19 protein-coding genes are annotated in these 20,465 nt (G+C 36.1%); 4 read left to right on the top strand and 15 right to left on the bottom strand.

What is annotated here, in order from left to right; all coding sequences use genetic code 11:
• Window positions 1–4: 4 nt before the first annotated feature.
• Entirely contained in the window at window positions 5–1,537 is a 1,533-nt protein-coding gene (gene pntA, locus GQ593_RS03950; RefSeq protein WP_160430744.1) for a Re/Si-specific NAD(P)(+) transhydrogenase subunit alpha, read from the bottom strand.
• 275 nt (window positions 1,538–1,812) lie between these two features.
• Here pntA and GQ593_RS03955 point away from each other — a divergent pair, with 275 nt between their 5' ends.
• The 4 genes from GQ593_RS03955 to mukB all read left to right on the top strand — a co-directional run bounded on the left by GQ593_RS03955 (window position 1,813) and on the right by mukB (window position 10,306).
• On the top strand, window positions 1,813–3,177 hold the full coding sequence (locus tag GQ593_RS03955) for a hypothetical protein (RefSeq protein ID WP_160430746.1): 1,365 nt from the start codon (window positions 1,813–1,815) through the stop codon (window positions 3,175–3,177).
• Window positions 3,178–3,793: 616 nt separating this feature from the next.
• Window positions 3,794–5,116 (top strand): chromosome partition protein MukF, encoded by a 1,323-nt coding sequence (gene mukF / locus GQ593_RS03960; protein ID WP_160430748.1) that lies wholly within the window; start codon window positions 3,794–3,796, stop codon window positions 5,114–5,116.
• A 43-nt stretch (window positions 5,117–5,159) separates the two neighbouring features.
• Complete coding sequence (gene mukE, locus GQ593_RS03965) at window positions 5,160–5,885, top strand: chromosome partition protein MukE (RefSeq protein ID WP_160430786.1); 726 nt, start codon at window positions 5,160–5,162, stop codon at window positions 5,883–5,885.
• A gap of 2 nt (window positions 5,886–5,887) precedes the next feature.
• Complete coding sequence (mukB, locus tag GQ593_RS03970) at window positions 5,888–10,306, top strand: chromosome partition protein MukB (protein WP_160430750.1); 4,419 nt, start codon at window positions 5,888–5,890, stop codon at window positions 10,304–10,306.
• A 277-nt stretch (window positions 10,307–10,583) separates the two neighbouring features.
• Here mukB and GQ593_RS03975 read toward each other — a convergent pair whose 3' ends face one another.
• The 14 genes from GQ593_RS03975 to GQ593_RS04045 all read right to left on the bottom strand — a co-directional run bounded on the left by GQ593_RS03975 (window position 10,584) and on the right by GQ593_RS04045 (window position 20,354).
• Window positions 10,584–11,105 carry a low molecular weight protein arginine phosphatase gene (locus tag GQ593_RS03975; protein WP_160430752.1) on the bottom strand — a complete coding sequence of 174 codons (522 nt, stop codon included), beginning with the start codon at window positions 11,103–11,105 and terminating at the stop codon, window positions 10,584–10,586.
• 805 nt (window positions 11,106–11,910) lie between these two features.
• Window positions 11,911–14,280, bottom strand: coding sequence for a primase-helicase zinc-binding domain-containing protein (locus GQ593_RS03980; RefSeq protein ID WP_160430754.1), 2,370 nt, complete (start codon window positions 14,278–14,280; stop codon window positions 11,911–11,913).
• An 11-nt stretch (window positions 14,281–14,291) separates the two neighbouring features.
• Window positions 14,292–14,660: a hypothetical protein gene (locus GQ593_RS03985; protein WP_160430756.1), complete on the bottom strand. Its 369-nt coding sequence runs from the start codon at window positions 14,658–14,660 to the stop codon at window positions 14,292–14,294.
• Window positions 14,653–14,844: a hypothetical protein gene (locus GQ593_RS03990; RefSeq protein ID WP_160430759.1), complete on the bottom strand. Its 192-nt coding sequence runs from the start codon at window positions 14,842–14,844 to the stop codon at window positions 14,653–14,655. Before GQ593_RS03990 ends, GQ593_RS03985 begins: the two co-directional genes overlap by 8 nt.
• Window positions 14,831–15,052 carry a hypothetical protein gene (locus GQ593_RS03995; protein ID WP_110454163.1) on the bottom strand — a complete coding sequence of 74 codons (222 nt, stop codon included), beginning with the start codon at window positions 15,050–15,052 and terminating at the stop codon, window positions 14,831–14,833. Before GQ593_RS03995 ends, GQ593_RS03990 begins: the two co-directional genes overlap by 14 nt.
• The gene (locus GQ593_RS04000) at window positions 15,045–15,278 is read right to left on the bottom strand and encodes a hypothetical protein (RefSeq protein WP_160430761.1); all 234 of its coding nucleotides are present in this window, start codon (window positions 15,276–15,278) and stop codon (window positions 15,045–15,047) included. The genes GQ593_RS03995 and GQ593_RS04000 overlap by 8 nt, the downstream gene beginning before the upstream one ends.
• Window positions 15,268–15,486, bottom strand: coding sequence for a host cell division inhibitor Icd-like protein (locus tag GQ593_RS04005; RefSeq protein ID WP_160430763.1), 219 nt, complete (start codon window positions 15,484–15,486; stop codon window positions 15,268–15,270). Before GQ593_RS04005 ends, GQ593_RS04000 begins: the two co-directional genes overlap by 11 nt.
• Window position 15,487: 1 nt before the next feature.
• A complete protein-coding gene (locus GQ593_RS13765; protein ID WP_237397677.1) occupies window positions 15,488–16,522 on the bottom strand; it encodes a hypothetical protein in 1,035 nt (344 codons plus the stop codon).
• Window positions 16,523–16,524: 2 nt separating this feature from the next.
• Complete coding sequence (locus GQ593_RS04020) at window positions 16,525–17,286, bottom strand: antA/AntB antirepressor family protein (protein ID WP_160430769.1); 762 nt, start codon at window positions 17,284–17,286, stop codon at window positions 16,525–16,527.
• A gap of 217 nt (window positions 17,287–17,503) precedes the next feature.
• The gene (locus GQ593_RS04025; RefSeq protein ID WP_160430771.1) at window positions 17,504–17,704 is read right to left on the bottom strand and encodes a helix-turn-helix transcriptional regulator; all 201 of its coding nucleotides are present in this window, start codon (window positions 17,702–17,704) and stop codon (window positions 17,504–17,506) included.
• 384 nt (window positions 17,705–18,088) lie between these two features.
• A complete protein-coding gene (locus GQ593_RS04030; RefSeq protein WP_160430773.1) occupies window positions 18,089–18,724 on the bottom strand; it encodes a hypothetical protein in 636 nt (211 codons plus the stop codon).
• 164 nt (window positions 18,725–18,888) lie between these two features.
• Window positions 18,889–19,440 (bottom strand): hypothetical protein, encoded by a 552-nt coding sequence (locus GQ593_RS04035; RefSeq protein ID WP_202115367.1) that lies wholly within the window; start codon window positions 19,438–19,440, stop codon window positions 18,889–18,891.
• On the bottom strand, window positions 19,427–19,609 hold the full coding sequence (locus tag GQ593_RS04040) for a hypothetical protein (RefSeq protein ID WP_065627087.1): 183 nt from the start codon (window positions 19,607–19,609) through the stop codon (window positions 19,427–19,429). The genes GQ593_RS04035 and GQ593_RS04040 overlap by 14 nt, the downstream gene beginning before the upstream one ends.
• Before the next feature lie 361 nt (window positions 19,610–19,970).
• Window positions 19,971–20,354: a terminase small subunit gene (locus GQ593_RS04045; protein WP_160430775.1), complete on the bottom strand. Its 384-nt coding sequence runs from the start codon at window positions 20,352–20,354 to the stop codon at window positions 19,971–19,973.
• Window positions 20,355–20,465: the final 111 nt, after the last annotated feature.

The following is a 20,465-nucleotide window of genomic DNA, read 5'->3' on the forward strand; positions in this document are numbered from 1 at the left end:
TCCTTTACTTGCCACGTTGAAACATTTTCAGCATTCTTTGAGTAACAAAGAATCCACCAAAAATATTGATACTAGCAATCAAAATAGCAACAAAGGCAATCGCCGTAGTTAAACTATTATCATCGCCGACTTGTAATATTGCACCGACTAATATAATCCCAGAAATTGCATTTGTTACCGACATCAGAGGTGTATGTAAAGAGTGTGTGACATTCCATACTACGTAGTAACCAACAACACAAGATAATGCAAATACGGTAAAGTGCCCTAAAAAGCTTTCAGGAACACAGTGAGCCAGCCAGAAATAAGCAATGATGGCTAATGTAAAAATGCCATATTTTTTACGAGGATCCATTGGTTTTGATTCAGGTTTAGCAATTGGTTCCGCGACTTTTTTCTGTGGTTGAGCTGATACTTGAATGGGTGGCGCTGGCCAAGTAATTTCTTTGTCTTTAACCACCGTTACACCACGAATGACGACATCTTCAAAATTGATATCAATATTACCGTCTTTTTCTTTTGCAAGTAGTTTTAATAGGTTAACAATGTTTGTTCCATAAAGTTGTGATGCTTGCGCTGGCATACGATTAGCTAAATCCGTATAACCAACAATCTTGACATTGTTATCGGTTTCGAAAACTTCACCTGGTTTTGTCAATTCACAGTTACCGCCAGTTAATGCTGCTAAATCAACAATAACACTGCCAGGTTTCATTGATTCAACCATTTCTTTGGAAATGAGTTTCGGTGCAGGTTTGCCTGGAATTAATGCTGTTGTGATAATAATATCAACATCTTTTGCTTGCTCAGCAAATAGGGCCATTTCAGCTTCAATAAAGGCAGCTGACATCTGTTTAGCATAGCCATCGCCAGAACCGGCTTCTTCTTCAAAATCAAGCTCTAAAAAGTCAGCTCCCATACTGTTAATTTGTTCAGCCACTTCAGGGCGAGTGTCAAAAGCACGAACAATCGCACCTAAACTCACCGCTGCGCCGATGGCTGCAAGGCCAGCAACACCTGCGCCAATTACTAATACTTTAGCTGGTGGGACTTTACCTGCAGCAGTAACTTGACCGGTAAAGAATCGACCAAATTGATTTGCTGCTTCGATAACTGAACGGTAACCCGCAATATTAGACATTGAACTCAATGCGTCTAAAGATTGTGCCCGTGAAATACGTGGCACACAGTCCATTGCCATAACAGTAATATTTTTAGTGGCAAGTTTTTCTAATAGTTCTTTGTGTTGAGCTGGATAAATATAACTGATAAGGGTTGAACCCTCTTTCATTAAAGATATTTCATCGTCGGTTGGTGCATGAAACTTCAAAATTAAATCATTTTGCCAAATATCTTGTGTATTTTGAATTGTGGCTCCAGCATCAATAAAAGCTTGGTCTTCATAATGAGCTGCATGTCCAGCGCCTTGTTCTACGGAAACTGTAAAGCCCAGTTTTAACAGTTGTCCAACAGTCAAAGGAGTTGCTGCAACTCTAGCTTCATTGACTAACCGTTCTTTAGGTATACCGATATGCATTTCGTTACGTCCTTATGTTAGTTTATATAGAATGTATACTGATTTTAACATAAATAAGCGTTTGTGCGAGTACGGGAACAAATAAATTAATATTTATTTTTATACTGTTTAGTATAAAAACACGGTATAATGAATATGAGATTTGTCAAATTTTATGGAAAAAAGTAAATTTATTTATTTACGATTTTAATTTGTTTATAAAGTTTTTAATGCTCTATAGGTGAGAGATCTTAATTAGAGTAAAAATAAATTCAAAAAAATATAAGGATATTATGATGGAAAAAAATAATAATTGGAGCTTGATTTTTATATATTTTATTTCTTTTTTATTTCTTTCAACTTTTTCTGTTCATGCGGCTAAATCCCATACAGCGATCTCTCAAAAAGCAATTATTGGTAATGCACCTTATTTATTATTAACAGATCGGGTTACAAAACTATCAAATTTAAATCAACTTCAAGGCTTTAATATGCCAAGGCGAGATGGTCGTGGCGGCATAGAATGGTTAAATGCGTCGGATTCCTCTGTCGCTATTCGTGCACCAGAACACATGCATTTTTCGGATGTATGGACATTAGTTCCTGCTGATGGAAATTTTCATAATGTTACTGGTGTGTGGATCGGTGATGATGATGGTGATGAAAAGGAGGGGACAATTTCGGGTACTATAAAAGCTACATGGTATGACAATAATATACCGATACCTAACGATCGTTTAAGTTGGGAATTATGGAACTGTGGTGGTCCATATACCTTAAAAGTTGAAGTAAATGATGTAAGTGTAACTACCAGATATGGTATTCCTAATAGTCGGTTTTATGGTAGTGTTCCTCCTGTTGTATATACCTTTATGCCACATGGACAAGGTATTTGTTATCTTAAACCAAATGAGATGACTAATTATGGTGGACACGATAGTAATGTGTTTAATGAAATAAACGGTTTTAGTCGTTGGTCAGGTTTTCCTTCAACTGGATTTAAAAAGGCTGGTTTTAGTTTAATTGGTTCAGGAGCCGATCAAAGTCGATATCGTTGCTATTCTTCTAATGGAGCAGGAAAAATCTCTTTATGGACTGCTGGAGGAATTGCCCAAAACTGTTCGGTGATATATGAGTCGGCAACAAAAGGGGAGTTTATCCAAAATGGGACACCGACGATAACAATGGAATATTTTAATGGTCAATCGTGGATATGGTTAGATAATTTTACTATTCCAGTCCCAAATAAATGGGCAAGGGCTGGCAGTTCGGAAATAGTCTTTGCAAATAATCGAACGATAACTTCTGCAACTCGTTTCCCTGCACTAGATTTTTGTCGAGGCTCAAAACAAGGAAAAACAACAAAAGAAGAAGCAATGAACTATAATTTTCGACGTCAATACTTTTATGATATTAATGAACTAACTAATGATTGGAATCATTTTATTCGGGCTGTAGGGACATTTATGGGAGAATGGGGTATAACCCAAAGATATGGTGGAGTTTGGAGTAAAGATGGTGAAAGGTGGACCAGTGAGTTAGAGAAAGTAAACGGTGTCTTTTTGGGACGAAGAGTATATCGAGTAATGGGGCTGAGAGGTAACGTTTCTCTAGATCGTGCAAATTATCCTAGTACTATTGCGGTGTGCAGAGGAGATTAATTTTTATATTATTATTAGGGTGTGTTTATCTTTGATGATATTTTTTAAATGGCATAGTGAGCGCTATAATAATTTTGCCAAAAATAACCCTAACTTAGTCCACTATGCCAAGAACAAGGTTAACAGATAAGCAGTGGGAACCGCTGCTGAAAATAATGAAAAGTACGGAGGAAAGTTTATAATAAACAAAAATATAGGATGCTATTTGAAGGAATGCTGTTGTGAATGAGAACGGGTATTACTTGGCGATATTTACCGACTACATTTGGTGTAATAGCTCAGATTAACTCTGAGCTATTACAATTTATATTTATGTGGCTACCAATGCATTGTTGATTAAGATATGAACTCAAAAGAGCAATAGTCCCTAATTAAGTTCGTGTTGTCATGACCAATATAAAAGTAAAAGTATTGGTTTTTTCAGATTATCTTATTTTTTATTATCATACCGTTAAAAGACAATGTAGTTAAATAATATCGTTTTCACGCTTTCATCGAATTCCATTACAAATTTACTCTTTATTGTTATATAATTGACGTCATTTTTGTCTATGCCGTGAATAATAACGTTCTTCGGTATGTTTCTATCTTGTTATCCTTGAATTAAGGAACTTTTATGATTGATTTTTCCCAATCAGTGCCAGAACTGGTCTCTTGGGCAAAAAAGAATGATTTTTCGATCGCTTTGCCTGTGGAAAGATTAGCTTTTTTATTGGCTATTGCTGTATTAAATAGCGAGCGTTTTGACGGTGAAATGACGGAGTCTGAATTAATTGATGCTTTTAGGCATGTTTCACAAATTTTTGAACAAAGTGAAGATACTATTACATTGCGAGCCAATAATGCTATCAATGATTTGGTACGCCAACGCTTAATTACACGTTTTGCAAGTGAAATGGTAGACGGTTTTTCGATTTATCGTTTAACTCCGTTAGGAATAGGTATTTCTGATTATTATATTCGCCAACGTGAATTCTCAACCTTGCGTTTATCCATTCAGTTATCTATTGTTGCGCAAGAGTTAAAACGAGCTGCAGATGCAGCCGTCGAAGGTGGTGATGATTTACATTGGCATCGAAATGTCTTTGCTCCATTAAAATATTCAGTAGCTGAAATTTTTGACAGTATTGATATCACGCAACGTGTTATGGATGAGCAGCAGGCAGATGTTAAACAAAATATTTCTGCCCTATTAAGTCAAGATTGGCAAGCAGCAATTAGCAGTTGTGAAGGATTACTGACTGAAACATCACAAACATTGCGGGAGTTACAAGATACTTTGGCTGCTGCTGGCGATAAATTACAAGCCAGTTTGCTTTTAATACAAGATGCGACGCTTGATAATCCAGAGCTTGATAAAATCAACAATGTTGTTATGGATCTACAAGGTAAATTAGATCGAATTATTGGTTGGGGGCAAAAAGCGATTGACCTTTGGATCGGTTATGATCGCCATGTTCATAAATTTATTCGTACCGCTATTGATTTAGATAAAAATCGAGTATTTTCTCAACGTTTACGAAAATCGATTCAAGGATACTTTGATTTGCCTTGGTCACTCACTTTTGCTAATGCCGAGCGCTTACTAGATATGCGTGATGAAGAATTGGCTTTACATGATGCTGAAGTAACTGGGGAATTACCGTCGGAACTTGAATTTGAAATGATTGAAGAGATTCAAGAACATATTATTGCTCATATTGAACAAAATTTAATGGTATTTAAGCAAGAAAATAAACCACTTGATATGGGCACTACCATTCATAGCTATTTGGCTCAGTTCCCGCGCGAACAACATTTTGATATAGCAAGATTATTTATTGATCAGGCCATTCGTCTCGGTATTGCTGAAGATGATTGGCTTGGAATTCCTGCCGAATGGAAACCTATTAACGATTATGGAGCTAAGGTACAAGCACATGTCATCAACAGATACTAACGATTTCGAAATACAACAAACCGCACATCATCTTGATGAAGTTATGGGGCGCATAGTAGCTAGTTCTCAGGCGTCTATCGATAAATATATGTCCGTTAAGTTGGCTCAAGCAATTGCTAATCCGATCTTTCCAGAACTGGATAGTTTACTACGTTCAGGCCGTCATATTGGTATTGATGAACTTGATCATCATGCCTTTCTAATGGATTTCCAACTTGAGCTTGAGCAATTTTATCAACGTTATAATGTTGAATTGATTCGTGCGCCAGAAGGTTTTTTCTATTTGCGTCCACGCTCTACAACATTAATTCCTCGTTCAGTATTATCGGAACTTGATATGCTTGTTGGTAAAGTACTTTGTTATCTATATTTAAGTCCAGAACGATTGGCTCATGAGGGCATTTTTACCTTACAAGAGCTATTTGATGAGCTGGTTTCGTTAGCTGATGAAAATAAATTACTGAAATTAGTCAACCAACGCTCAACGGGGTCAGATTTAGATCGTCAAAAATTATTTGATAAAGTAAAAACAGCTTTAAATCGCTTGCGTCGTTTAGGCATGATTTTCTTTATCATTGGTAATGATAGCAATCGCTTTCGTATCAATGAAGCTATCTTTCGCTTTGGGGCAGATGTGCGTAGTAGCGATGATGCGCAAGAAGCGCAGTTGCGCTTAATCAGAGATGGTGAAGCAATTAAAATTGAATCATCGCTGACTTTTAATGATAACAGCGAAGAACAAGAAGACGTTAATGAGGAGACAGAATAAACATGATTGGACACGGTAAATTTCACTCATTAACGCTAATTAACTGGAATGGTTTTTTTGCGCGAACTTTTGAGCTAGACCAATTAGTCACAACGCTATCGGGTGGTAATGGGGCTGGTAAATCAACCACGATGGCGGCTTTTGTAACCGCATTAATTCCCGACTTAACCTTATTACACTTTAGAAATACAACTGAAGCAGGGGCGACATCGGGTTCACGTGATAAAGGTTTGCATGGTAAGTTAAAACCAGGTGTTTGTTATTCAATGCTGGATGTGATTAATTCTCGTAACCAACGCATTATTTGTGGTGTCCGCTTACAACAAGTTGCCGGTCGGGATAAAAAAGTCGATATCAAACCATTTCTACTGCAAGGTTTACCTATTGGTATAAGTCCAACAGAATTGGTAACAGAACGACTCAATGACAAACAGGCTCGCATTTTATCGTTACCAGAACTAAAAGATAAAGTCGAATCGATGGAAGGAATTATTTTCAAACAATTTAATTCTATTACTGATTATCATTCGGTTATGTTTGATTTTGGTATTTTACCAAAACGTTTACGCTCTCCATCAGATAGAAGTAAATATTATCGTCTGATCGAGGCCTCACTTTATGGTGGTATTTCAAGCGCTATTACACGTTCACTGCGTGATTATTTATTACCTGAAAATGGTGGTGTGCGTAAAGCTTTTCAAGATATGGAAGCGGCACTTCGTGAAAATAGAATGACATTAGAAGCGATTCGAGTTACACAATCCGATCGTGATTTATTCAAACATCTAATTACCGAATCAACCAATTATGTCGCGGCTGATTATATGCGCCATGCTAACGAGCGCCGAGTTCATATAGAATCTGTGCTTGGCTTGCGTCGCGATATGTTTAAAACGCAAGATCTGCTTATTAGCAATCAATACCGCCAAGTTGAAATGGCGAAAGAACTTAAAGAATATCAAGAAGCGCAAAGCGATTTAGAAACCGACTTACAGGCCGCTAATGATCACTTCAACTTAGCGCAAACAGCGCTACGCCAACAAGAAAAAATTGACCGTTATCAAGCTGATTTAGATGATTTAAGCTTAAAGCTTGAAGAACAAAACGAAGTGGTACTTGAAGCGAATGAACAGTACCAAGTTTACCGTGATCAGGTCAACGAAACAGAGCAAGAAGTCGATGAAATCAAAACACAGTTAGCGGATTATCAGCAAGCACTGGATGTTCAACAAACACGAGCAATTCAATACCAACAGGCTTTACAGGCATTAAAAAATGCGCAGTCATTATGTCAGCTACCAAAACTAGGTATTAGCAATATCGAAGATCACTTTGCCGCGTTTGATGAAAAGCAAAAAGAGATAACCGAACAAGTTCTTGAACTTGAACAAAAATTAAGTGTATCTGATGCCGCAATTAATCAATTTGATCGAGCTTATCAATTGGTGGTTAAATTGGTTGGTGATGTAACTCGTAGTGATTCTTTTGTAGCTGCTAAAGAAGCATTAAGGCAGTGGCCATCACAATGTTACCAAGCCGAACACGCCGAGCATCTACAGCTACAACTTGATGAACTCGAACAACGATTTTTTGAACAAAAAGAAGCTGAATCGTTATTAACTCAATTTTGTAAGCGTATTAATCGCCCAGTTAACTACGATGAACTCGATGATTTAAAAGCAGAACTAGAGGTACAGTTAGACGAGAATGCTGAACGAGCTAACGAATCTAGCGAAAAACGTATCGAATTTAGACAAGAGCTTGAACAAATTCAATCGAAAATTGCTGACTATCGCCAAAAAGCACCATTATGGTTAAAAGCACAAGATGCGTTAATAGCTTTGCAAGAACAGACCGGTGAAAGGTTTAATAACAGCCAAGCTGTGACCCAACATATGCAAAAGCTGCTTGAAAAAGAGCGATTATTAGTTGCTCAACGAGATCAAATTAGCTTTAGACGCAATCAATTAGATGTTCAAATTGAGCAACTTAATCAACCGAGTGGTGTTGATGATGGTCGTTTATCTGCGTTGTCTGAACGCTTCAACGGTGTATTACTCTCTGAAATTTATGAAGATGTAACCATTGATGATGCGCCTTACTTTTCAGCGCTCTATGGTCCAGCAAGGCAAGCTATTGTTGTACCCGATTTATCATTAGTTAAACAGCAATTAGAAAGCCTTACTGCAAGCGATGAAGATTATCCAGAAGATATCTACTTTATCGAAGGTGATCCTTCATCATTTGATGATAGCGTTTTTGACTGTGAGGAGATGAATAAATCTGTACTGGTCAAAACAGGTGAGCGTCAATGGCGATTCTCAAGTTTTCCAAGTGTGCCACTATTTGGTCGTGCGGCGCGTGAAGTTCACCTTGAAAAACTATCAGCCGAACGTGATGAATTACATGAACGTTATGCAACAATTTCATTTGATCTACAAAAGTTACAACGCATTGAGCAAAATGTGGGACAATTTATAGGTCAATATCTTGCTGTTGCTTTTGATATCGATCCTGAAGCGGAAGCACAAAAATTAGCGACAAGACGCACCGAAATTGAACGTCAATTATCATCTCAAGAAAGCCTTGATCAGCAAAACCAACAACAAGTTATTAATTGCAAAGAGCAATTAGCTACCGTTAATAAGCTTGTTGCTCAGATGCACTTGCTTGCAGATGAAGATTTAGCGGATCGGGTTGATGAATTACGTGAACAATTAGCTGAAGCGCAAGAATCTGTGCAATATGTTAACCGTAATTGTAATACCGTTTCAGAACTTGAACCGATTGTGGCTGTATTACAAAGTGATCCTGAACAAAATGAATCGCTTCGTGAACATTACAATACGGTTAAAGCCCAGCAACAAACTATTCGCCAACAAGTCTTTGCGTTAACTGAAGTGATGCAACGCCGAGCTCACTTTAGTTATGAAGATTCGGCGGGTATGTTGAGTGAAAATAGTGATTTAAATGAAAAATTACGGTCTCGATTAGAGGTAGTTGAAGCGCAAAGAACCGATGCTCGTAGCCAGATGCAACAGTATCAAGACAAATACAATCAATATAACCAAACGCTTGCTTCGCTTAAAAGTGCATTTGAAACTAAGCGCGATATGTTGCATGAGCTACAAAAAGAGATTGAACAAATTGGCGTAAAAGCCGATGCGATCACAGAAGAACGAGCACGAGTGCGTCGTGATGAAATTCATCAAAAATTAAATAGTAATCGCCAACATTGTACATCGCTTGAAAAGCAACTGATTATGTGCGAAAGCGAAATGGCTCAGATGCAAAAACGCTTAACTCAAACACTGCGCGATTATAAACAACTCCGCGAACAGGTAGTACAAGCCAAAGCGGGTTGGTGTTTAGTCTTAAGGCTTGTTAAAGAAAATAGTGTTGAACGGCGTTTACATCGTCGAGAACTTGCCTATTTAAGTGCTGATGAATTGCGCTCAATGTCAGATAAAGCATTAGGTTCATTACGTTTGGCAGTTAATGACAATGAACATCTACGCGATGTGTTAAGACTATCAGAAGATCCAAAACGCCCAGAACGTAAAATTCAATTTTATATTGCAGTTTACGCACATTTACGCGAGCGAATTCGCCAAGATATTGTTAAAACTGATGATCCAATTGAAGCGATTGAACAGATGGAAATTGAATTGTCACGCTTAACAGAAGAACTTACCTCACGTGAACAGCAGTTGGCAATTAGCTCAAAGAGTGTGTCGAATATTATTCGTAAAACCATACAGCGCGAACAAAATCGTATTCGTATGCTTAACCAAGGATTACAAGCAGTGGCATTTGGTCAAGTTAATGGCGTGCGTTTAAATGTCAATGTTCGCGAAGCTCATTCAACTCTTTTAGCAGCACTTGCCGATGAGCAAAATGAACATCAAGATCTATTTAGTAATAATCGTATTACTTTCTCAGAAGCCTTGGCTAAACTCTATCAACGTTTAAATCCACATATTGATATGGGACAACGAACTGCGCAAAATATTGGTGAAGAACTGTTAGATTATCGAAATTATCTTGAAATGGATGTTGAAGTAAATCGTGGTGCCGATGGATGGTTACGTGCTGAAAGCGGTGCATTATCGACGGGTGAGGCAATTGGTACAGGTATGTCAATTTTACTTATGGTGATTCAAAGTTGGGAAGAAGAATCCAAGCGACTTCGTAATAAAGATATTTTACCGTGTCGTCTACTATTCTTAGATGAAGCAGCTCGACTAGACGCCAAATCAATTGCAACACTATTTGAACTTTGTGAACGGCTAGAAATGCAATTAATCATTGCTGCTCCAGAAAACATCAGTCCTGAAAAAGGAACAACCTATAAACTAGTACGTAAAGTTATTAATAACCAAGAACATGTGCATGTAGTTGGTTTGAAAGGCTTTGCTTAATTCGTGCTTTGCCGACATTGTCGGCAAAACTTTACAGTTTTTGTGAAAAAGTTTCAGGTAACTATACGTTTCAGTATAAAAATATAATTGCAGATTCAGTTTATAAGTATTAATTGCGTTTGGATAACTAAAGGTGTGATCGTTTTTTTGTTCAGTATTTTCAGTAAGCGCTTGATGTATGATAAACCATATCCAAATCTATATAAAAACCGCCAATTGAGGCGGTTTTTCAAATTACGCATATATTCCGTTATACAATTAATACTTCAATAGTATATTACTTTTTTGCTATTTTATTTAAGGCTAATGGCAAAAATTCATCTAATTGGCTTTCCACTTTAGTATAGGCTTCCAGTGGTTTTTTATATGGATCAGAAAGATCTTCCTTTTTGCCTGTTGAAAATTCAGCTAATGTAAATACTTTACCTTTAGCGTCAGGATATTCACTTAAAATCGTGTCCTTATGTTTTTGCGTCATGGTCAGCAAATATTCTGATTTATCGATATCTTCTTTCGTTAATTGTGTTGCTTTGTGTGATGAAATATCAATGCCTCTTAACTTTAAGACAGTAATAGTTCCATCTTCGGGTGTAACTTCTTTGGGATCGACATTGACACCTCTGGATTGAACGATAATATTAAAATTGTGTTTTTTTATGTAATCACTAGCGATAGCTTCTGCCATTGGGCTTCTTCCTGTATTACCAGTACAAACAAAAGTGACAAGATGCTCTAGTGAAAAACAAGATGCACTAAAGAACACAAATAAACCAGCTAAATATTTTTTTAAAGTGTACATTCTATTTCCTGACTATTTACATGTTGAAATTATCTTTACGAAAATTCTATACTAACTAATACTAACCGCAAGTTCATTATCATCTTTTAACTAAATTTGATTTAAATTACAGAACATTCTTATATCTAACCAATAAAATCTACTCGTATTTTTGTGAATACCGTTTTAAGCTAAAAATGTGTTAATAGTAGAGTATTTTGACCCTAATAATTTTAGGTATATATTGTATTTGTATACCCAACCGTATAACTAAAAACTTTGGTTGTAAATGTACCTTACTGATACTTAATGGGCAATAAAATAGACTTTGAGGCTTGTTATTACTAGGTTTGGTGTGCTTTGTTGGGTTTAAAAGAATGTTGCTGTTTATTGATTTGGTGCGTGGGCGGGACTTGAAAAGCACTGTTTAAATCCTTTATTATAAAGCATTGCGTTTGTTTATTCTGTTTGCCGTACCCCCATTTGTACCCCCAAAAGAAAAAGTGCCCCCCAAAAAAATTAGGTATTTTAATCTTGCCAAATTGAAAGGTTAAAAATTGGTTTTAGAATTTTGACGGTGTAAAAATTTATCTAGGTGAGCGGTATCCGTTAATTATGTTTTAGATTTTTTATACCTCCCCCCATAAAAATAAAATTTTATAAAAAAGTATGCACGGTGTTCACTACCTGCTTGAAGCCTTATTCTAAAAGGGTTTGAGTGGTGTATACTTGAATGTTTACTATTCACAAGTATACACTTTAGGTATTCACTCAATAAAAAACCGCCAATTAGGGCGGTCTTATTTTGGTTGTTCAATTTGAGCTACTAGTTAGGATCTTCGGCTTTAGGTAGCCAATCTTTACACATATCTGGGTTTATTTCTAAATTAGTTTTTACCCCTATATTAGTTCGTTTTTTAATGTATGCCTTTCTATTTTCTTTTATGGCGTAATTTAATGATAAACCGAACCCACTCAAGGACAATGGATTATTAAGCCCTGTATTTCGCACATACTCAATATAAGCATGATATAAATATTTTTTAGGGTTAAATGGTATTATGCCTAAATTACCCATAAGCATACCATTGGGATGATCTAGCACATCAAGATAACTACAAAAATCCACCAAGTGGTCAGATTCGCGTTTAATCGCCGTCGCTTCGTCTGATTGTTGTTGCTGGTGTAGTCTTTCTTTGGCTTCTGTTGGACTGGTAAACTCATTTAATAGCAACCTCACAATTGAGGGGAGTTCTTGCTCTATTTTGCTAACCAAGTTTAAATCTCGCTCTTTTTCAGGGATAACCTCGCCAAAGTGAAAGATAACCCTACGCCGTGATATACCGCCGTTACGCTCGTTAAATCTCATTGCCTCGTTATTGATAACCAAAACTACCGCAGGGATTTTACAAGAATAGGGTTGCTTGTGTTTTGGGTCTATTGCGACTTCATCACCGCCAGTAATTGCTTTTAATCCTGCGCCACTGCCCATATAACGAGGTTGGTCGGGTAATATGACTAATGAGTAACCCACGATTAAGGCTCTATCCCTTGCCTTTTCTAATGCGTCCATAGTGCCTATTACAGTATTGTTTTTACCTGATAACATCGTCGCAATTTCAGCAAAAACACTTTTACCGCTACCGCCTGCGCCTGTAACCTCTAAGAATAATTGCCAGTCATGGCGATTAGCCAATATCATATATAGCGCAGCTAAGATATTTTTAGCCTTATCTTGATTGCCTGATGCTCTTTTTAGCCATTTAGCGAAGTTTGGCGCGTGAGTATCAAAAGATTCCTTTTCTTTGGCAGGGTAGTAATCAATATCATTACTAACTAATAGCCAATCTGGCTTATTGTGTGGTCTAAAGGTTTGACTTTTTAGCTCATATACGCCATTTTTAAAGCAGATTAAATCTTTCTGAGGTGTTCCCATTATCGGCAGTGATAACCTGAGCGATTCAACCGCTGAGCTAATTCGCATAGGGTTAAAAGGTTCGCCTGATTGAGTAAATAAATCGGCTAGTGTTCGCATTAATAGTTTATCGCTTATAGGTTGCCATGCGTTATCTTGATAGTGATAGATTTCATCGGTAGTAAGGTTAATCGCAAGGTTATTATCATAATATTGATTGAGCAGTTCAGCCCGTTGGCTTGATGCCATTTGCGATAGGTTCATGCTTGATAACTCGTTTTGCATGTTATGTTTTGTCATGGTGGATAACTCTGGTTTTATGAGGTTTTTATTAAAATGAGCCGAAGCGTTATCGCTCCCAAATTGTTGCCTATAATCATCCCAATCACATTTATAATCTGTATCAGGAACGGAGTAATAACCATTTACCGCTTGAGCTGCCTCTATTGCTTTAGCTAAGCCCGTATTTGGGCTTTGTCCAATATCGTTATCACCTGCGATAATGATTTTAGCGGTAGGGTTTAACTCACGAATGTCTTTAGCTACATGAATAAGATTGCCTGCGTCAATAGCGGATATAACAATAGACTGTTGGCGGAATTCTGCTATTGATATCCCTGTAGCCAACCCCTCACAGATAATAATTTCATTGTGTGCGAGCAAATTTGCGCACACCTCGGCAGGTCTGCTCAATATTGAGCGCACTAATATAAAAGCACTTTTCTTATTTGAGCCTCTCATTAAGTGCTTACTGCCGTCTAGCTCAATAAATTGACCGCCTGCGTATTCATTATGAAGATTCAGCATAGGCGCAAAAATGCGCCCGTTATCTAACAAGGGTAAGTCAAAGGTTAATCCTTTCTTGGTCAGGTATTGAGATTGCCCTAATGTTGCTTTAGATAGCAAATACTCAACCTTTTTACATACGGGATTTTCTGGTATGTTATTATTATGCAATTGTTTGGAATCTATATTCCTAAATACGAGATTTTCCCGTATTTTGTGATTGTGATTAGACAGATTTAAACACTCCGCTACTTTACTCGATGCTTCTTTAGCGTCACTATGATAATAGTTTTTGATAAGCTCTAAGCCGTCACCACTACCGCACTGGTTACAGATGTACGTACCTCTACCATTTTGGTTATCAAATCTAAATCTATCTTTACCCCCACAGACAGGACAAGGGCAATGCTTGCCATTACCCACCTCAATACCCAATGATTGAAAGACATAATCCCATTTACCTACGGCTTGGGCTGTAATTTCATTGATTTTCATTACATCCCCTCTTAATGAATTATTGCGTTAGATTCAGCTTTGATATCTTCGGCTAAATCAATAAATAACGTTGCAAGCATTTCTTGCCCGAATTGGGTTAATGCCATAGGTTTATCATCACTTTCGGCGTACATCTTTTTTAATAGTCCATAGGTACGATTTAACCCCTCACTTTCGCCAAAGTCTTCAATCAAGCATTCTTCAAGACTAACTTTTAACCCTAAAACAATTAAATCTTTATCAATCTTGATATCCTCATGAATAAACACCTTGGCACCGTTTTTATTAATCTGCTCAATTAAAAATAAACCTGCGATAATCGCCATGGTAGAATCAACGATACTATGATGAATTGCTGTTACTTCTTGCTGATTATCCATGATTTACCCCCTTAATTTGTGTCATGTATCGCCTAACTTCGGGCGGTAGTCGCTTAGTGACATCAGCAAGTAAATCAGAGATTTCATCCTTGCCAAAAGAAAGTAGTGCTACATATTTGCCATTTTTAAGCCTTAATGCGGTAATAGTGCCGTCATTGTTATGGACAAAATCAAACTCTTTCATTCTTTGCCTCCTTGCGCTCGGTTTCGCTTCTAAATAGCTTTTTAGAATCGTTAATTAAGTCAGATACAGCATCAAGGGCATAGGAGCGTAATTCTTCGTTAATTGGCGTGTTTGAATCACAATCAGCCATTAAAAGCGTGGTGATAGCGTTAGCTTGTCCTAGTTTTGTATTGATAGTATTAATTGCGTCCAATGAGATATTAGCCATTATTCTTATCCTCCATTAACCCGTACTCTTGTAACTCATCAAAAGCTTGCTCTACTAAATCAGCGATAACCCACAGTAAATTACTCATATCGGCTTGTTCGATAAAAGGCTCGTCATATCCTGCGCACTTATAATTAGTGTTATCCAAAGCGATTTTAGCCATGCTCCGAACTTGAATAAGTTTTGTTTCGATGTTATTTAATATCTGAAAGTTATTATTGCCCATAGTGATAACCTCCAAAGCTTCTGGCTCTTTCAATGACTGGATATAAGCGAATTCTGGCAATAAAGATAAGGGATGATTTGCCTAGGCTCTTGCGTGCTTGGCGTTCGGTTGTTGCCGTTATTTGGACTACTTGAGCCATTGATAGGTCATAGAATTTAAATAGTTTGGTTTCACGATTACCCTTTTCTTGATGATTCGTTTTCAACATACTATTTACCTCCCTTATGGTTTTGCGTAGCATCAAGTAGGTTAATTTGATTTGAAGCGAAACAAGCGACATCCCTTAATTGTGCTAGTAAATAGCCAATATCGCGCATATCATTTTTAAGGTTCTGCTCGGAATAACTCTCATTTTCACTAGCCCAAAACATCAGGTTACCAATCGCACCTATTCCATATAGAATAGATTGCTGTAGTTCTTCAAAATGGTTCTCAGCTTGTAGTAAATGGTGTGTTGGAATATCTGCTTGATAGAGATTTAAAACAGAAATTAAATTAGATAGGTCAGGTTGCCCATTTTTAGGGCGTAGGGTATCATTACTATTAGCCATAGCATTACTCCGTTTAATGTTTGTGGTTAGATAGCTCATTGAGGCGCAAACTCTCTGGGCTATTGTTTTTATTAATACGTTAATTTCAAATATGTCCGTACAATATATTTTATTTTGTCCGCACATGTCAACACTATTTTTACTCTTTGTTTTCGTGTATATTGTCCGTATTAATAATTTATGAATAATTAATATGGCAAACGAAACAAGTAAATCAAAACGTAAAGATATCCGCTTCCCCCATGAATTAATAGAGCGAATAGACGAGCAATCCAAGAAAGAGAATACTAACTTTTCCGCTTGGGTTATTGCTACTTGTCGCGAAAAACTAGCTAAATTAGATAAGAAATAATCTTTTAAATTAATACCACTGATTGGTGGTATTTGTTTTCCCATTCTCCTTTTTATGGACTCAAGAAACCTACTTTTAAAATTCAACCCCATGCAATGATTAGTACGCATTAAAAAAACGGTTTTCACTGCGGACTTAGTGCGTACTTTTACACTGGCTTCCGTTTGGGTTTCCATTGAAATAGAATCTTTTGGCTGGAAACTAGAATTATTGCCAACCAAGAAGAATGATTTCACCTTTTGGATGGCATTAATCCCATCAAAATAGCAATTTAAGCGATTATTTAGGGCTTGGGTATATTGCCCTATTGCTAGGGTGTTAAATGGGTGTGTAGTCATCATAATTAAGCCACCTTACCCAATAACCGAATTATGTAGCTTTGTGATAGCTTGATGAGTTCTGCTTTTCGTTTTTCATAATTCCAACCCATATCTATTAACGTGATATTGGATTTCTCAAGGTAAGCTAAGTGATTAAGTTGTTCTTCGGTGATATGGTCGCGAATATCACCCGTGAGATTATGAGCTTTTCGGTAAGCCTTTGCTGTCATACCAAGTACAATACGATTAATCATATCAAATTCATTAGTATAGTGATGTGGCTTGGTCTCCTTGCCTAGGGATAATCGTTGTATAGTTAATGCGTCACACATAGGACGGCTATAATCAGCGACTTCTAAACGTGCTTTTAATCGCTTAAACGCTTTCTTCTGGATTGCTGGCGCGATTTCTTTAAGGTGTTCTTCACAACGTATAAAGTACTTTCTTATTGCTCGTCCTTTCTCGTTGTTTTCAATCATCGCCAATTCTTTAGCGGTTCCGATTGTAAGGATATAATCTGTACTTTTACGATCTCCACCTCGCTTAGTTGTCCATTTTATTTGTTGTTCATTATTTGTACTTTGATTCCTGAATTCTGATGAATCAAAGATTAAAAAATCATCATTTTTAATAAGTCCATATTCTTTTATTCTTCCCTTTATCCATGTTGAAAAATCATTTCCTACTTTTAAGTAATTATGTAAAGCCTTTGCGCTAACTGTTTGTTGTAATTTGCCGTTTAATTGCGTTTCTGTTACTGGCACTAAATTATTAAAATCTGTCATTTTTTATCTCCTAACGTGCCCGAAAACTCCCCGTTTAGCTAAATTTAGGCAAGGGGATACCATCAGCGCAAAAATGCGCTTTGTTCTTAAATAATTAACTAAATGGTTATCTTTTTATGTAGACACTTATAGCAAGATTGGCTATGATTGGAGGCGTCTAAGTTCCAATCTAAGCCCTTTACTATTTCGTTAGATAAAGGGTTTTGCTTTATTACCATTATGCCACCTCGCGACGTTCTACTTTGCGAGATTCAAGCCAAGAATAAATCTCATCAGCTCGATAGCCAACACGACGCAAACCTATTCTAATTTTCTGGGGGAAAGTTTCATCTTTCTGTTCTAGTGTATAAAGGCTAGTGTCAGATTTGAAGTGAAGTAAGGCTTTTACTTCTTTTTTGGATAGGATGTTGTTGTTCATTAATTATTTCCTCAATTTATCAGTATTTGACACTATATTACTGTATAAATACTTAGCCATCCATTAAGATAGGAATTACTTTAAAATATTTATAATTCCGCCAAAATAATACATATTCCGCCAATAATTTGTCCGATGATAATATTAATAAAAACAATTAATTAATTGAATAATCTTAGAAAAAATAGTACATAATCGTTGTAGAGAGTTATCGGTCGTTTATGATCTTTTACATTTTTTTATAAATTTTTATTTTATTTAAGGCACAAATAGATAAATAGAATAATTCGGATATATTAAATAACTTTATTTTCAATAAGATAGTTAATAATAGAAAGGGATGACCAACGGATTATAAGTCAATTGGTCATTTGAGTTGAAATGCTAATCAAGTGTATAAGAAAGAGCTATTTTTGCTTTTTCATAAAATGAAGATTTGGACAATCCATTTAAACTCAAACTATGAGCTTTTGCTAAGTCATCAATTTCTCTTTTTATTGTAGCTATATTAGGATTATCTACAGTACCATAAGCATTACCTTGTTTCTTGGCTAATAATTTTAATAAAATGCCTGTCATTTTATAAATGTTTACCTGTTCTTCATCTTTCTTATATTGCCCTCTTTGGCTTTTAGATAATTCGATTCCTATTTCTAATAATTCATCACCGCCGATCGTGTATAACATTTCTCTCCATTTTTGTGTTCTTGTAAATCTAATCATGGCTTTTAAAGCACGATTTTTAACTGGTTCTGGCGTATTATTTTCATCAAGTAATGGGTAAGCAATAACAAACATTATATCTGCATGAACGTTGTTATGATAACGTAAATCTAACGCATATAAGCACCGTTCAATATGATTTTTATATGTTTTAAACTCTGCTATCATCTCTGCTGGTATGTCTTTTATTTTCATATATGGTTCTAAACCACATAATAATAAAGCAAGCTCTTTTGTTTCAATTATAGGTAATTTTACAGCTTGCTCGAATACTCCCATTTTAGCAAAACTAACCATCTACATTTCTCACGCCCCTAATAGATATTTGCGCCAGTTCGCTAGGGTTGCGAATGTTCGGGGATCAGCCTAGACGCAAATAATACAGTAATATACAGTTAGGTACATTATAGCACTGTGTTTATATGCATTAAATTGTTTTAGATATGAAATTATTGGGGTTACTAATCAGGAATTTTTATACACATAGTGATAAGATGATCGTCATCTTCTTGGGTGGGCAATATTTTAAATCCGTATTTTTTATATAGTGCTATCAATGAGGGATTATTATTACATTCTAATATAGCAAATCTACCGCCAGCCATAGCGCGGATTTGTTTAATTATTGTGAAAGTTTCTTGTAATATTAACCCAAGATTTATAGGATTATTTTCAACTGCGAAATTTTTACCAATTTGACCAATCAAATGAACTTTTATTTCTGTAGCGTGCTTATTAAAGCCATCCATACTAGATACTAATGTTTTAGATATTTCAAAATTACTTGATTGTATTGATGTAAATGCTAAAGAAAAATAGGCGAGAATATCAAGATTATCTTCGTTGATAATAAGATAGGTTTTTGATACGTTCCTTTTGCTAAATTCTATTGCTGAATTACATAAGAAATCTTGTAAATCTTTATTTCTAGGGCAAGAAAAACAACAAAGGAGGCTTTTTATTTCCTTCTCGTCATATTCATTAATAAGTTCATCCAGATTAACCGTGAGCATTTTTTCGGGTTAAAACTTTAGAAAATAATTTTACTGCTTTTTTAGATTCGGCTTTCTCGTCTCGCTCGCGAGTTTTTATCGTACTTTGTGCTTTCTCTAGTTCCTGAAATACATTAATGTCACGAGGCTCAGCCAAAACAAACGTTTTGCTAAATGATGATGTAGCCATATTACGCCTCCTAAAAAGTACAATTACACAAGTTGTGTAATATTATATAGCTCTATTTTGTTATATCAATATGTATTTTACTGTTTAAAACAGAATATAAATAAATATGAGAAAAACAATAATAAATATTTAATTTTCTTTAAATTAAAATTTATGAAAGAATTTTATAAGCTGTCTTCATAATGAAGATAACTGGCTTTTATGATTAAATTGGTATCCATTTATTAAATGCTTTTCACTGGATACTTGTTTGGATACCTATATAAGTACTAGTGATTATGTATTAAATAGATTTTTAAATATTTAAATTCTATAAGAAGTGGCTCAATTTGAGCGTCTAAAACTTGAGCAGGTAACAAGTTTATGCTCTTTGCTTGTCGGCGGTTAAATCCTTTGGTGATGGCGATACTAGTTCTATGCGCATTGGTTTGGATTTGGCTGTAATGCTACTTCCCATAGATTGATGATCTAATATCTGCTTTTCAGAATAACCATGATTAGCAAGCATCAATTTGGCAATACTCGCGTTAAACTCGCCTTTTAAGCCTTTATTCATTAACTCCACTTCTTGGCGCGCTTTGATAAGTTCTAACATGTCCTTAAATTCTTCGCTTGAACTCGCATAATTATATAAACTCGACCTTGAACAGTTAGCATATAAAGCCAGTCCAGCCATAGAGGGAATGATTTCGCCATTTTTGATATAACCCTGTTTATGTAAATACGCTTGCCCTAGTTTTAACATGTCCTTTATCTTTGATTTTCGCCCTGTGGATCGGCTACACTAATTAGTACCAGTTTTATAAGGTCATTGTTATGATAAACTAAAAATAAGAGAAGGTAACAACAATGGCAA

The sequence above is a fragment of the Gilliamella sp. Pas-s25 genome, from assembly GCF_009795885.1.
Taxonomy (GTDB): Bacteria; Pseudomonadota; Gammaproteobacteria; order Enterobacterales; family Orbaceae; genus Gilliamella.